The sequence below is a fragment of the Acuticoccus sediminis genome, assembly GCF_003258595.1.
GTDB classification, from domain to species: domain Bacteria; phylum Pseudomonadota; class Alphaproteobacteria; order Rhizobiales; family Amorphaceae; genus Acuticoccus; species Acuticoccus sediminis.
In genome coordinates, this window is record NZ_QHHQ01000003.1 from 687,538 (window position 1) to 702,596 (window position 15,059).

Below are 15,059 nucleotides of genomic sequence, written 5' to 3' on the forward strand. Positions count from 1 at the left end.
TCGACATTCGAGACGGAGGAGATCGCTGTGATGACTGAAGGCGCGGCGTTCTCGAACGAGCGCAGGCAAATGTCGGGAAATGTTCATCCAAGGCAGCCCCGTCAATAATCCGGACAACTGGTTGGTCGCACACACTGAATTCGCCGTCGTCAGAATTGACGGGCGGCTCTGCACTTCGCGCAATGCCTCTATTGACCGGAATTGCGCTGAAATTCACGCAAACGACACTCGAACGACAAGCAATTCAAACTCTGCTTGCCAAAATCGACACATTTGATGCGATTTTGAGCCTGAAAGTCGGCAACGCATCGTAGAACGACAGAACAACTACCGAGATAGTGGAACTTATAATGCAACCAAGGTCAACCGATATTCGGGAACACCCGCCGCGACCGTCTGGACGAACGGTCCGACCACGCCGCATGACCCGACCGCCGCCGCCGTCGCCTCCCTCCCCCGCACGGACCCCCGTCGCGCGGGCATGGCGGATCTGTGCTCGAAAGGTGTCGCGGAGCCGCCGGCCGGACGGCTCCCCCGGGCGCGGCGGCCAACTCCGCACGGGAGAGGCAAGAACGAAGCCTTAACATCACTTGGACAAGCTGCGTACGGCGCCTACACTGCGCTGAGTCGGATGAGACGTCGGGGCACGATGGCAACGCGGTTGCAACCGAGCGATGGCGGACAGCGGCCGGTTGCGCCGCCGGCCGCCAACGTGGCGATTGAGGCGGCAAGCGCCCGCCAGACTGCCGGGACCCGCGGGCCGGCAGCCGCGGGCGTGCGTCCGCGCCCCGCCACACCCCCGACCCGCCCGGCCAAATCCCGCAGCGACCAGCGCCCGCAGGACCTCGTCGTCCGCCTCGAGGACGCGAAGGCCAACGCCAACGAGGCGGCGCCCTCCGACCAGTTCGTCGAGGACGACGGGGGCGAGCCGACGCTGCTGCGCACCCCCGGCATGTCCGCCCGGTCCGACACGCCGCGCGAGCAGCCGGGACCCGACGCGCCCCGCACCCGGACCGATCCCAAGCGCCGCGTCGACACCGCGCGCAGCGCGCGCCGGCCGGAGATGAACGGCCACGTCCGCCTCATCGCGACGCCGAACTACGGCCAGCTCCTCGCCCGCGAACCCCTGCTGCGCAAGGCGATCCCGTTCCTGACGATCATCTTCGTCCTCGTCATCGCGGCCTACCGGATCGCCATCACGCTCGACCACCGCGCCCGCGACGTGGCGCAGGCCCAGGGCGAGCTGACCCTCGTCGCCTCCGCGATGGCCTCCGAGATGGCCCGCCGCGCCGACAGCAGCGACGCCCCCCTGACCGACATCTTCGCCTTCAGCCTGCCGGACCGCGCGACCCAGGACGGCCGTCAGATCGCCCTCCTCGAGAACGGGCGGATCACCGCGACCTCCCCGTTCCGCAGCGAGCTGATCGGCAAGCCCGTCGCCACCATCCTCGGCGAGAACCAGCCGATGACCACCTTCGGCGCCCGCGCCGGCGTCATGGAGGTGGAGACCGCATTCGGCACCCAGTTCGCCACGGTCCACCACATCGAGGACCAGACCGGCTCCGTCGCGGTGACACAGGCCAAGCAGCAGGTGCTGACGGCCTGGCGCGAGGAGATGAGCACCAACGCCGTCCTCTTCATGACGACGGCGGGCGTGATCATCGTGGTGGTCTACGCCTTCTACGCCCAGTCCGCCCGGGCGCGCACGGCCGACCACATCTACGGCGCGACGTCCGAGCGGATCGACACCGCGCTGACCCGCGGCCGCTGCGGCCTGTTCGACTGGGACGTCGCGCGCGGCCGCATGTTCTGGACGCAGTCGATGTTCGAGGTGCTGGGGATGCCCCCGCGCGACGAATTGATGGGATTCCGCGAGGTGGCCGCGCTGGTCCACCCCGATGACGGCGGCCTCTACGAGATCGCCGAGCGGCAGCTCAATTCCGGCGTCAAGGTGCTCGACCGCACGCTGCGCATGCGCCACGCCGACGGCCGCTGGGTCTGGCTGCGCTTCCGCGCCGAGCTCGTCCACGACGACGAGACCGGCCGTCCGCACCTCATCGGCGTCGCGCTCGACACCACGGAGCAGAAGCGGCTGCAGGAGCTTTCGGCGACGGCGGACATGCGCCTGCGCGACGCCATCGAGACCGTCTCGGAGGCGTTCGTCCTGTGGGACACGCACAACCGCCTCGTCATGTGCAACACCAAGTACCAGGAAATGCACAACCTCCCGGACGAGGCGGTGCAGCCCGGAACGCCCTACACCGTGGTGATCAACGCCGCACGCCAGCCGGTCGTCTCCTCCCACATGCTGTCGCGCTCCGACGGGCCGGAGACCGAGCGCTCCTACGAGGCCGAGCTCGCCGGCGGCCGCTGGCTGCAGATCAACGAGCGCCGGACCAAGGACGGCGGCTTCGTCTCGGTCGGAACGGACATCACCGCGCTCAAGACCCATGAGGAACGCCTCATGGAATCGGAGAAGCGGCTGAAGGCCAACGTCGTCGAGCTGAAGAGCGCGCGCCGGACCGCCGAGAACCAGACCCGCCAGCTCGCCGAGCTCGCTGAGAAGTACGCCGAGGAAAAGACCAAGGCCGAAGACGCCAACAAGGCGAAGTCCGAGTTCCTGGCGAACATGTCCCACGAGCTGCGCACGCCGCTCAACGCGATCATCGGCTTCTCCGAGATCATGAAGAGCGAGATGTTCGGCCCCCTCGGCGCGCCGAAGTACGGCGAGTACACGCACGACATTCACCACTCCGGCAGCTACCTGCTGGGCGTCATCAACGACATCCTGGACATGAGCCGCATCGAGGCCGGCCAGGTGGACCTGTCGATGGAGACGGTGGACCTCTCCGAGCTCTTCAACGAGGCGACGCGCATCATGACGCCGATCGCCGCGGAGAAGTCCATCAAGCTGGTCTCCGAGATCACCGAGGGCACGCGCATCGTGGTGGACCGCCGCGCGATGAAGCAGATCCTTCTCAACCTCATGTCCAACGCGGTGAAGTTCACGCCCAACGAAGGCTGCGTCACCACCCGCGCCAAGCTGGAGCGCGACGCGGTGGTGGTCGCCGTCGAGGACAACGGCATCGGCATCCCCAAGCGCGAGCTGGACCGCCTCGGCCAGCCGTTCGTCCAGGTCGAGACGCAGCTCACCAAGACCTACCAGGGCTCGGGCCTCGGCCTCGCCATCGCCCGCTCGCTGACCGAGCTGCACCGCGGCAAGATGGTGATCGAATCCGAGGTCGGCGAAGGCACGACCGTGACCGTCCGCCTCCCCCGCGGCTCCGCCTCGGCCTGATCCACCGCCCCGCTTTCATCGCCGACGCCCGGCCTGCGCACCGGAGTGCGCGTTGCATCGCGCGTTCCGTTCAGAAGCCGTGACCGGGGGCGTCGTCCGTCCGTCTCGCGCGACAGGCTGCGCGCGCTCCCATGGCGAGCGGCCATCCCGGCGACCCGTGCTCAGCGTAGCCGAACGAGCAAGTCGTGCCGGATGGACCAACGGCGACAGAACTTTAAGTTCGGAAATACAATAACCGAACTCAGAGTTACGCAACGGATAAATTAATTTCGCGCTGAGCGGCTGCGACAGCATGCGAACATTACGATCATTGCAAAACATTATTGCGGATGCCATGACAGCGGGGACAAAGTATTCATGGCAGGGATGCTCAATGCTCAACGGACTTCTGGTGAAGCTCGAGTCGTTCTACCCGAACCTGCAGACGGTCGCGACGGCCGCCGAGTTCGCGACGGTGGGCAACCAGGTCGAATTCATCCGCGCGGACCAGCCCGGCCCCCTCGAAGTGATCGACAGCACGTTCGACCTCTACGGCAGCCGCGTCGACTACACGATCACCGAGGACACGGTCCGAGGGTTCGGCAGCGTGTCGGGCGCGTCGGGCTTCAACGGCCCGGTCTTCACCTTCCCCGACTTCGCCAGTCCCGCCGGCCTCAGCCTCAATGACGTGACGATCATCGGCGCCTCCACGCTCGGCGTGGCCGACGAGGACGTCACCGTCAGCAAGTCGCAGCTCTTCATCAACCTGGAGGGTCTCCCGTTCGACGAGGGCGACACCCTGTTCCTGCGCCTCGGCTTCAACATCTCCGGCGGCCGCAGGGCGGATCACATCTCCGGCGACCTCGGCAACGACCGGCTGTTCGGCCTCGCCGGAAAGGACCACCTCTTCGGCGACGTCGGCGAGGACGTGCTCCTCGGCGGCGACGGACGCGACACGCTGGACGGCGGACGCGGCAACGACCGTCTGTTCGGGGAGGCCGGCGCGGACGTCTTCGTCCTCTCCGACCAGGGCGTCGACCGGGCGCTCGACTTCAACCCGGACGAGGACAGGGTTCGCGTCGAGAGCGGCGCGGACGGTTTCGGCGATCTCGACCTCTTCCAGCGGCCCAACGGCGTCGCCGTGGCGGACGGGAACAGCCGGATGTTCCTCGCCGGTGTCACGGTGGACGAGGTCGACGCCCACTGGTTCATCTTCTGACCCCGCGGCGCCGGGCCGTCTCGGCGGCCCCGGCGACACCGACTTTCCGCCCGCGCGCGCCCGGGGCGGGCCCGCTCCTACGCCTTCCAGTGCTTCACCAGCGCCATCGCCCCCTGCCGGAGAATGTGGACGTCGATCCCGACGGCGACGAACGTCGCGCCGGCCTCCGCTACCTCCGCCGCGTACTGCGGGTCCGGCGAGAGGAAGCCCGCCGGCTTGCCGGCCGCCCGGATGCGGCGCACCGCATCCTTCACCGCCGCCCGCACCTCCGGATGGCCGGGCTGGCCGACGTAGCCGAGGCTCGCCGCGAGATCCGCCGGGCCGACGAACACCGCGTCGACCCCGGGGACGGCGCAGATCTCCTCCAGCTCGGCGACGGCCGACAACGTCTCGATCTGCACGATGAGGCAGACATCCTCACGGGCGTGGACGAAGTAGTCGGGGATCGCCCCGTAGCGTGAGGCGCGCGTCAGGCCGGCGACACCGCGGATTCCCGTCGGCGGATAGGCGACCGCAGCCGCCGCGAGCCGTGCCTCCTCGGCGTTCTGGACGTAGGGGACGAGCAGGGTCTGCACCCCGTTGTCGAGAAGCTTCTTGATCTCGGCCACGTCGACCGAGCCCGGCCGCACCACCGTCGAGACCGGATAGGCCGAGGCGGCGTGGAGCAGCGGCAGCACCGAGACGGCGTTCGTCGGCGAATGCTCGGTGTCGATCATCAGCCAATCGAAGCCCGCGGCGGCCAGCATCTCGATCCCGGCCAGATCGCTCATCTGAGACCAGAAGCCGATCTGCCGCTCACCCTTCTGGATGGCGGCTTTAAACGCGTTGCGACGAAGCTCCATGGACGGTCCTCAGGTTCTTGTTGGCCGTGCGCGGCGGGATGAAGCGCACGACGGAAGCGTCACCGGACAATGGTCGCCCGGCGGCGCGAGGCGCAAGGGCCACCCGTCCTTTCAGGGGCAAAGGGAGACGCCGCGCAACGCTCCGGAGGCGGAGGAAACAAGCGCGCAAAGTGTGACGGGGGTCGCACCCCTTTCCGCCGCGCGGCGCCATCTGAAGGTCATCGAAGATACCAAGACGAAGACTCAAACGAACAGGAGAGACCCGATGACCCCTCGACTTCTCTGCGTTTCGATCGTCCTCGCCGTCGCCGGCCAGTCCCTCGCCTGGGCCGTGGCCGTCAGCCTCGCCACGCCGGTCGGCGCGGTGGCCGGATTTCCGGTCGCCTAGTCCGGTCCGGCCGGCTCCCCGCTCGCCGTCGTCGGCAGCGGCGCGACGATCCGCTCGAACAGGTCGCGCACCGCCTGCTGGCGCTCGTGGAGGTCGGCCACCAGGAACGTAAGGTCCGGCGCCTCGCCGGCCCGAACGAGGATCCGCCGCAGCGCGGGCGGCGCGTCCTCCAGCCGGATCGCCCCCTCCGAGGCGATCGAAAGGACCTGCGACAGGCGCTGATAGAGCGCGCTCGTCGCCAGCAGCAGCTCCGCGTCGTCGCCGGACAGCACCTCGGCATCGCGCGCCCGAACGAGCGCCGACGCGGTCGAGGTGTCGCCGCCGATCTCCGTGAGACCGTGCTTCAGCTGCAGATACTGGGCGATGAAGTCGATATCGACCTGCCCGCCCGGCATGTGCTTCAGGCCGTCGCCTTGCTGCTCGGCCATCCGCGCCCGCATCGACGCGACCTCCTCGGCGAGGCCGGCGCGCGTGCGATCGGTCGTCAGCGCCTCGCCGATGGTGGCGAGCGCGGCCTCGGACAGCCCCTCGCTGCCGGCGACGACGCGCGCCCGCGTCAGCGCCATATGCTCCCACACCCACGAACTCTCCGCATGATAGGTCGTGAACGAGCGGATGTGCGTCGCGATCGGCCCCGCCCGTCCCGCCGGGCGCAGGCGCAGATCGACCTCGTAGAGCGTGCCCTTGGCCGTCGGCGCGGACAGCGCCGCGATGAGGCGCTGCGCGAGGCGCGTGTAGTAGTGCCCCGGCGAAAGCTGGCGCCGGCCGTCCGAGGCTCCCGCGTCCTCCGCGCAGTCGTAGATGAAGACGAGGTCGAGGTCGCTCGTCGCCGTCATCTCGCGACTGCCGAACTTGCCGAGCGCCACCAGCGCGACGGCCCCGCCCTTCAGCGTCCCGTGCGCCTCCGCGAACGCCCCGCCGGCGATGCGCAGGGCGTGCCGCGTGACGACCTCGGCGAGGAGGCTCAGCGCGTGCGAGGCGTCCGGGCCGATCAGCGAGCCGGTGAGGATCCGCACGTCGATCAAGAGCGCCTGCTCCTGGCCGAAGGTGCGCATGGCGTCGAGTTTGGCCTCGTAGCTCGGCTCCCCCTCCAGCGCGGTGAGGAGCTGCGAGTCGAGTTCCTCCGCGTTCGGCAGTCGCCCGAAGAAGGCCGGGTCGATGAGGACGTCCAGCACGTGCGACAGCCGGGCGAGCTCGCCCGCGAGGCGCGGAGCGGCGGCCACGATCAGCACCAGCACCGGGATCAGCTCGCGGTGCGCGTCGAGCCGCGCCAGCAGCTCCACACCGCGCGGCAGGCGGGCGAGGAAGACGTCGAACGCCTCGATCGCGTGCTCGGGATCGGTCGATGAGGCCAGCGCCGAGGCGAACGACGGGGCGAGCGCCGTCAGGAGCTGCTGCGCCTTGTCGGTGCGCAGCGCCTGGTAGCGGTCGGATCGCCAGACCTCCATCGCCTCGTTGAACTTGGCGGTGACGGCCTCGGGAATGTCCGAGTTGTCGACGAGCCCCTTCAGCATCGGATTGGTCTGACCGACGGTGCCGGAGAGCGAGCCGAAGTGGCGATGAACGGTCGCGAAGGTCTTCGTCAGGTCGCCCTTCAGGTCGTCGGTGCGCATCATGCAGGCGATGGCGGGCAGCTTCTCCTCGCTGGGGAGGTCGTGGGTCTGCTCGTCGGCGACCATCTGGATGCGGTGCTCCACCCGGCGCAGCACCTCGTACGCCTCGGTGAGCTCGCGGCAGGCGTCGAAGCTGACCCAGCCGGAGCGGGAGAGCGCGGACAGCATCGCGACGGTGGAGCGGCCACGCAGGCGGCGATCGCGCGCACCGGCGATCCGCTGCAGGCTCTGCACCACGAACTCGATCTCGCGGATGCCGCCGCGGCCGAGCTTCACGTTGTGCCCCGGCACCGTCAGCGTACCGGCCCCGCGGACGGCCGCGATCTGCTCGCGCATCGACATCGTGTCGTCGATGACGGTGAAGTCGTACGCCGCGCGCCAGACGGACGGCGTCACGGCGGCGATGTAGGCTGCGCCCGCCGCGCGGTCGCCGGCGACCTGGCGCGCCTTGATCATCGCCTGCCGCTCCCACGAGCGGGCGCGGGTCTGGAAGTACGTGATCGCCGCCCAGGTGGAGACGGCGACCGGCGTCGCCCCCGGGTCGGGCCGCAGCCTGAGGTCGACGCGGAAGACGTAGCCGTCCGCGGTCCGCTCCTGCAGAAGCCGCGTCATGCGCTGCACGAGGCGGACGGCGCGCTTGGAGTCGATGCCCGCGTCCTCCGCGCGGCCGGGATCGACGAGCGCCACGAGGTCCACGTCGCTCGAGTAGTTCAGCTCCCGCCCGCCCAGCTTGCCGAGCGCCAGGACGATGAGGCCGCAGGTGTCCGCGTCCGGCTTCACGCCGCGGCTCTCGGCCTCCAGCAGCACGCTCTTCAGCGCCGCGTCGATCGACAGATCCGCCGTCCGGCTGAGCGCGCCGGTGACGACCGCGACGCTCGCCCCCGCGAGGAGGTCGGCCAAAGCCACGGCGAGCGAGACCTTCCGCTTTGCGATCCGCAGGTCCCGTCCGACCGCGTCGAGATCCGCCGTCGCCGTGACGGCTGCTGCGGCGACCGTCTCCTCCAACGGGCGGTCGAGGACTTCGAGCAACTCGCCCGGCTGGGAAAGCATCAGGTGCTTCAGGTAGGGCGAGACGGCCGCGACCGTCGACAGCGCTACGAGCAACTCTGCCGGCAGCGAACCGGCCGCCGACTTCGCGATCGCCTCGTCGAAGAGCGGATCACCCGGACAGGCGAGCGGCTCGAGCTGGGCGCGCAGGGGAGCGTCGGCCTGCATGTCAGGATGCCAGCGGCAGAGAGATCCGCACTGCGAGGCCCGGATTGGCATCCTCGAGCGAGAGCTGGCCCCCGTGGTGGCCGACGATCGCCTTCACCATCGACAGGCCGAGACCGGCGCCGGGCTTGGAGCGGGCCGCGTCCATCCGCACGAAACGGTCGGTCAGGCGCGCGCGGTCGCCCTCGGCGACACCAGCACCGTGGTCGCGCACGGTGAGCACCGCGTCGTCGCCGACCCGCTGCAGCCGCAGCTCGACGATGTTGGCCTCGCTGGCACCGTATTTCATGGCATTGTCGAGCAGGTTCGCGATCATGGTGCGCAGTAAGGTTGGCTCGCCGGGGATGGCAAGCCCAGGTGTCACGTCTACGACCAATTGCATACCCGCATCTTCGGCCGCCGGCTCGTAGAACTCGCCCATATCCTCGACGACCGCCGAGAAGTCGGTGCGCTCCAGCGCGACGGCGGTGGTGTGGCTCTCCACCCTCGCGATGGTCAGGAGCGCGTCGAAGGTGCGGATGAGCTGGTCGCAATCCTCGATCGTGGCCGCGAGGGTCGCCTCGCGCTCCGGTCCTTCGGTGTGGGTGCGCAGCATCTCGTCGAGCCGGTTGCGCACGCGCGTCAGCGGGGTCTTCAGGTCGTGCGCGATGTTCTGCGACACTTCCTGAAGCCCGGCGTGCAGCCGCTCGATCTCGTCCAGCATCGTGTTGACGCCGACGGCGAGGCGGTCGAACTCGTCGCCCGAGCCGTCGGTCGGCAGGCGGCGGGAGAGGTCGCCGGCGACGATCTGCCGCGTCGAGCCGCCGATCGCGTCGACCTTGCGCAGCACGACGCGCGAGATGAAGGCCCAGGAGAGCAGCGCCAGCACCGCCACGACCACCATCGCGCCGCGGATCGAGCGGCTGATGATGGCGGAGAACTCGATCCGGTCCTCCACGTCCCGCCCCACGAGGAGCCGGTAGTGACCGCCCAGCACCGAGAGGCGCGCCAGCGCGCGGTGCGTCGCCCGCTCGGCGCCCTCCGCCGGCACGAGCCGGGTGTAGCGCACCGGGAAGGCGGCCCCCGTCACGACGTCGGCCGGGTCGTAGATCAACTCGGCGACGTTGCCGGCGATCGGATTGCCGGAGAAATCGGTGATCAGGTAGAGGTTCGCGTCCGGCCGCATGGAGCGCCGCTCGATGGTGCTCATCAGCTTGAAGAGGCCCGTGCGGCGGAACTCGTTGACGAGCTCCGCGCTCTCCCCCTCGATCGCCGCCTCGAGCTGGCGGTCGATGATGTCCTTCGTCGTGTTCGAGATGTAGGCGATCAGGCCGAGCGCCAGCCCGCCGAACACCGCAAGGTAGACGATGGTCAGCTTGAACGCGGTGGTGCGCACGAGACGCGCCCGGCGAATGCGCCGAGCCCTCGTCCGCTCGCCGCGCGGCTTTCTGGCGGCCCGCTCGGCCGTCATGTCGGTCACATTGCCTCCCCGTGCGCTCCCGCGCGCACCTAGGATATCCCGATCCGCGTCTACCGGCTCAAGCGCCGCACGCCGTCAGTCCGCGTCCGCCCGGATCACATAGCCTGCGCCGCGCACGGTGTGCACCAGCGGGCTCTTGAACGACTTGTCGATCTTGCCCCGGAGGCGGGAAATATGGACGTCGATGACGTTCGTCTGCGGGTCGAAGTGGTAGTCCCACACGTTCTCGAGCAGCATCGTGCGCGTCACGACCTGGCCGGCATGGCGCATCAGGTACTCCAGCAGACGGAACTCCCGCGGCTGCAGGACGATCTGCTTGCCCGCCCGCGTGACGGTATGGGACAGGCGGTCGAGCTCAAGGTCGCCGACCTTGTACACGGCCTCGAACTCGGCGGTCTGCTTGCGCCGGGCCAGCGCCTCGATCCGGGCGAGAAGCTCGGTGAAGGCGTAGGGCTTGGTGAGATAGTCGTCGCCGCCGGCGCGAAGGCCCTTCACCCGGTCGTCCACCTGCGCCAGCGCGGACAGGACCAGGATGGGGACGTGCTTGTCCTTCTCCCGCAGCGTCTCGATCAGCGACAGGCCGTCCCGCTTCGGCAGCATCCGGTCGACGATGAGGACGTCGTACTCGGCGCTGAGCGCCATCTCGAGCCCCGCCTCGCCGTTGCCGGCGGTGTCGCAGGAATGACCGGCCTCAGTCAGTCCACGCGCGAGATAGCGCGCCGCGTCCGCATCATCCTCGACAATCAAAACCTTCATCAAACGTCCTTCATCCCTATGGACGGCCTTCAGACCGCTTTTGTTCACGTATTAATCGTTCGTCAACTCACAAGAACCGCCGAGCGGGCGGGCGCGGTCGCGTCCATCATCGTCGCGGCGGTCTTCTGCAGAAGCGCCGCCGTCAGGGGTCCCTCGAACTGCGCGACGTTCCTGTGCAGCCGCTCGCGGAGTTCCGGCGCCGAGTGCGGATCGAACTCCCGCTCCAGCAGCTCGTCGACGATCCGGACCAGCCGGCCGAAGCGCTCCCGCCGGTCTGAAATCCCGTCGTAGTCGGCGGGGATGACGTCGCGCAGGACGTCGAACCCCAGCGCCTCGATCTGTTCGAGCGCGCCGGGATTGCCGAACACCATGATGGGATGGCCGAGGAGCAGCGGCTTGATGGACTTTTCCGTAAATCTCCGCCTCTGACCGCCCGTCATCTCCGTCTCGGTGACGAGCGACATGCGTGTCGCCGCGTAAAGGTCCGGCTCGAGCTCGGTCACGAGCGCGCCGGGCGAGGAGATGTCCGCGGCGCTCTCGTCGAAGCGGCAGTCGCGGAAGAAGGTCTTCACCGCCTCGCGCCCCGCCGCGGAGCGACCGAGGTAGAAGCCGGCGTGGTAGGCGGCCGTCTCCACGGCGGCGACGCGCTTCTCATGGGCGATGAAGGTGGCGTGGAACCGGTGCCGCTGCGGGTGATTCGCGATCGTGTAGAGCAGCGCCAGGCGATGCGGACGCGGGGTCGCGTTGAGGCACAGGGCCATCCGGTCGGCGGTGGACGCAGCGTCGATCCGCGCGTGGCCGATCTCGTGGAGGCGGTCCCGCTCCGCCCTCTCCGCCAGCTCGAAGACGTAGTGATGGAACCAGGCGTGGCGGATGGCCTTCACGGCCGCCGGGGCGGAGGACCGGGCGATCTGCTCGCCGAGGGCCTCGCTCGTCTGCACGAAGACAACCTGATCGGGACGCAGCCGCAGCGCGTCCATCAGGTCCTTGAGGTTCGTGCCGAGAGTGTCGGTGTAGGCGATCCCTTCCCAGGACAGGTCGACGACCAGCATCGGCCGGGGACCGGCCACCGCGCGGGCGGCCTCGGGATCGACGATCTTCAGGTGGGTGCGGTCGGAGCCGAACAGCCAGTGCTGGCGAACGCGGATGTAAAGAAAGGTCAGCTCCGAAAACGGCTCCAGCGCGGACAGTCGTTCCAGCTCGCTGAAGAAGGAGGTGACCGGATCGTTCGGTTCGGAGGTGAACTTTTGGAGGTTGATGACCAAAGCTTCGCAATCCACCCGAACGGAGCGTGACGGAAAATGCCACGCGATCAACGATTTGAGAGGCCGGGCCGCAGCCCGGCCTCTGCTTTTTACGCAGTACTCAATTAACCGCGATCTTCCTCGACGGGAACCGCGACATAGCGTGCGTTCTTGCCGGACTGGATGCGCAGGAACACGTTGCTGCGTCCCTCGCTCTTGGCCATGTCCATGCCGTCCTGGAAGTCGGACTGGCTGGCCACGTCCTCGCCGCTGGCCTGCAGGATGATGTCGCCCGAGCGGATGCCCGCCTCGGCCGCCGCGCTGCCCGGATCCACGCTGATGACGGCGAGACCGTCGCTGTCGAGCCCGGTCTGGCGGGCCGGAACCAGCGTCATCCCGAGGACCTGCGAGGTCTCCTGATCGCCCTGGTCGCCCTGGTCGCCGTTGCGGTCGCTGCCACGGTCGGCCGTCTCGGTGTCGTTCAGCGTGCCGAGGGTGACCTCGACGTCACGCTGCTTGCCGTCGCGCCACACGGTGATCGCCACCTTGGAGCCGGGCTCCTTGCCGGAGATCGTGCGGGCGAGGTCGCGCGGGTTTTCGACGTCCTTGCCGTCGACGGCGACGATCGCGTCACCCGGCTCGATGCCGGCGGTGGCCGCGGGGCTGCCGTCCTGCGGCTCGGTGACGAGCGCGCCGTTGACCGACGAGCGGCCGATGCTCTCGGCGAGCTCGGGCGTGATCGTCTGGATCTGGACGCCGAGCCAGCCGCGGGTGACGGAGCCGTCGTCCTTCAGGTCGGCGATCACATCCTCGGCGATGGACGCCGGGATCGCGAAGCCGATACCGACCGAGCCGCCCGAGGGCGAGTAGATCGCGGTGTTCACGCCGACGACGTTGCCGGCGAGGTTGAAGGTCGGGCCGCCCGAGTTGCCGCGGTTGATCGGAGCGTCGATCTGCAGGAAGTCGTCGTACGGGCCGGCGCCGATCTCACGGCCACGGGCCGAGACGATACCGGCCGTCACCGAACCACCCAGACCGAAGGGGTTGCCGACCGCCATCACCCAGTCGCCGACGCGGGTTTCCTGCGACGCGAAGGAGACGAACGGGAAGTCGTGGTCACCCTGGATCTTCACCAGCGCGAGGTCGGTCTTCTCGTCGACGCCCACGACCTGAGCGTCGTGCGTCTCACCGTTGTTCAGGATGACGGTGACTTCCTCGGCGTCGTCGACGACGTGACCGTTGGTGACGACGTAGCCGTCGGCCGAGATCAGGAAGCCGGAGCCCTGACCCATCGAGTACTGCTGACCGCGACGCTCGTCGCGGCGGTCGTTGCGGCGCTCGCCGTCGCGGCCGAAGCGCTCACCGAACTGCTCGAAGAAGTCGAAGGGCGAGCCCTCGAATCCGCGGAAGTTCGAAAGGCGCGGCTGGGCGCGGCTCTTCACCTGGATGGACACGACCGCCGGGCTGACACGGTCGACGATGTCGGCGAAGCTGGGCGCGACGTTCTGCGCCGAGCTCGGAACCTGTGCGGAAAGGTTTTGCGCGTGGGCGGGCGTGGTGCCCGCGCCGTCCACCACCGCAGCCCCGACCGCGCCCATCAGGAACGTTCCGGCGAGGAGCGCGGCGGTACGGCGCTTACCGGCGTTGGTGATATTCAATCCCATTCAATTGTCTCCTCGGAAGGGGATTTGTCGTCCTCGAGGATCAACCTAAGTGCGCTCAGATTACGCTGCACTGTCCGTGGTGTGACAATTTGGTAAGCTGACCGCGCATCCTCAGGTTTCAGTGCGTGTCACGACTGCCGCCCCCCGCTCCAGCGTGAGATGGACCGGGCAGCGGTTCGCGATTTCGGCGAGACGGGCGTGGTTCTCCGGGTCGGTCCCGGGTCCGAATCGGATGACGCGTTCGAACCGGTCGATCCGGCCGTCCTTGCCCGCGTCGACGTCCATGCATTCCTCGCAGTCGTCCTTGTGGACCTTTCCGTGCGTGACGTCGACCGTCGCGTCGACGCTCCACCCCTTTCGCGCGCCGTACATGCGCATCGTCATCAGCGTGCAGGCGGCGAGCGCGGAGGAGAGCAGGTCGTAGGGGGTCGGCCCCGCGCCCTCGCCGCCGATCTCCGCCGGTTCGTCGGCGATCAGAGGATAGCCGGAGGCGGTCAGCGCCGTCTTGAAGGCGCCGTCCAGCGCGACCGCCCGGGCGCCGTCCGGCGGACCGGAGACGTCGGGCGCTGGCGTCTCGAGCACGAACCGGCTTGCCCAGGCGGCGACGATGTCGGCCGCATACTGCGCGTCGTCGGGATTGCTGAGGAGGTGGTCGGCGCTCCCGAGCGACACGAAGCTCTTCGGGTGCCGCGCCGCGACGAAGATCCGCGTCGCGTTGTCGATGCCGACGTAGTTGTCCAGCGGCGCGTGCATGACGAGGAGCGCGGCCTTCAGCGCGCGGACATGGTCCGTCACCTGGTGGGTCCGAAGATCCTCCAGGAACTCGCGGCGGATCGTGAACTCGCGCCCGGCCAGGGTCACGCGCGCCTCCCCGTCCTCCTCGATCCGGGCGAGGTCGGCCGCGAAGTTGTGCGTCACGTGCTCCGCGTCGGCCGGCGCCGCGATGGTCGCGACGGCCTTGACCTCCGGGATCTGCGACGCGGCGACGAGGACCGCGGCGCCGCCCAGCGAGTGGCCGATGAGGATCTGCGGCGCGCCGATTCCCTCGCGCATCGCGTCGGCCATCTTCACGAGGTCGCCCACGTTGGATGAAAAGTGCGTCGAGGCGAACTCGCCGCCCGACGCGCCAAGGCCGGTGAAGTCGAAGCGGACGGTGGCGATCCCCTTGTCCGCCAGACGCCGCGCGATGAGCTTCGCCGCGCGCAGGTCCTTGCCGCAGGTGAAGCAGTGCGCGAACAGGGCGACGGCACGGATCGGCCCGGCCGGGCGGTCCACCAGCGCGGCGAGCTCGGCGCCGAGCGCGCCCTTGACCTTGAGTTCCGTCATCGCATCCCTCTCGCGCATGCCCGCCTCGTGAGGCGTTTAGCATGGGGACGCGGGGACGC

The 15,059-nt window shown here is 68.8% G+C and carries 10 protein-coding genes; 3 read left to right on the forward strand and 7 right to left on the reverse strand.

Annotated features, from left to right (window positions below; translation table 11 throughout):
• The first annotated feature begins 775 nt into the window (after positions 1-775).
• Both DLJ53_RS17350 and DLJ53_RS17355 read left to right on the forward strand, forming a co-directional pair.
• Entirely contained in the window at positions 776-3,298 is a 2,523-nt protein-coding gene (locus tag DLJ53_RS17350) for a PAS domain-containing sensor histidine kinase (RefSeq protein ID WP_244935092.1), read from the forward strand.
• A 373-nt stretch (positions 3,299-3,671) separates the two neighbouring features.
• Positions 3,672-4,496: a calcium-binding protein gene (locus DLJ53_RS17355; protein WP_162409303.1), complete on the forward strand. Its 825-nt coding sequence runs from the start codon at positions 3,672-3,674 to the stop codon at positions 4,494-4,496.
• A gap of 77 nt (positions 4,497-4,573) precedes the next feature.
• Here DLJ53_RS17355 and DLJ53_RS17360 read toward each other — a convergent pair whose 3' ends face one another.
• On the reverse strand, positions 4,574-5,338 hold the full coding sequence (locus DLJ53_RS17360) for an HpcH/HpaI aldolase family protein (RefSeq protein WP_111347514.1): 765 nt from the start codon (positions 5,336-5,338) through the stop codon (positions 4,574-4,576).
• Between the two features lie 265 nt (positions 5,339-5,603).
• Between DLJ53_RS17360 and DLJ53_RS36405 the strand changes: the two genes are divergently transcribed.
• Positions 5,604-5,726: a hypothetical protein gene (locus DLJ53_RS36405; protein ID WP_264194524.1), complete on the forward strand. Its 123-nt coding sequence runs from the start codon at positions 5,604-5,606 to the stop codon at positions 5,724-5,726.
• Here the strand turns inward: DLJ53_RS36405 and DLJ53_RS17365 are convergent.
• From DLJ53_RS17365 to DLJ53_RS17390, 6 genes are all read right to left on the reverse strand, one after another.
• Complete coding sequence (locus DLJ53_RS17365; RefSeq protein WP_162409314.1) at positions 5,723-8,554, reverse strand: bifunctional [glutamine synthetase] adenylyltransferase/[glutamine synthetase]-adenylyl-L-tyrosine phosphorylase; 2,832 nt, start codon at positions 8,552-8,554, stop codon at positions 5,723-5,725. The genes DLJ53_RS36405 and DLJ53_RS17365 overlap by 4 nt on opposite strands.
• 1 nt (position 8,555) lies before the next feature.
• Positions 8,556-10,001 carry a sensor histidine kinase gene (locus DLJ53_RS17370; RefSeq protein ID WP_244935100.1) on the reverse strand — a complete coding sequence of 482 codons (1,446 nt, stop codon included), beginning with the start codon at positions 9,999-10,001 and terminating at the stop codon, positions 8,556-8,558.
• Between the two features lie 84 nt (positions 10,002-10,085).
• Positions 10,086-10,766, reverse strand: coding sequence for a response regulator transcription factor (locus DLJ53_RS17375; RefSeq protein WP_111347518.1), 681 nt, complete (start codon positions 10,764-10,766; stop codon positions 10,086-10,088).
• Between the two features lie 62 nt (positions 10,767-10,828).
• Positions 10,829-12,031, reverse strand: a complete 1,203-nt coding sequence (locus DLJ53_RS17380) for a hypothetical protein (RefSeq protein WP_111347520.1) — start codon at positions 12,029-12,031, stop codon at positions 10,829-10,831.
• 104 nt (positions 12,032-12,135) lie between these two features.
• Positions 12,136-13,674: a Do family serine endopeptidase gene (locus DLJ53_RS17385; RefSeq protein ID WP_111347522.1), complete on the reverse strand. Its 1,539-nt coding sequence runs from the start codon at positions 13,672-13,674 to the stop codon at positions 12,136-12,138.
• Positions 13,675-13,785: 111 nt separating this feature from the next.
• Positions 13,786-15,018, reverse strand: a complete 1,233-nt coding sequence (locus tag DLJ53_RS17390) for a bifunctional alpha/beta hydrolase/OsmC family protein (RefSeq protein WP_244935093.1) — start codon at positions 15,016-15,018, stop codon at positions 13,786-13,788.
• Positions 15,019-15,059 lie beyond the last annotated feature (41 nt).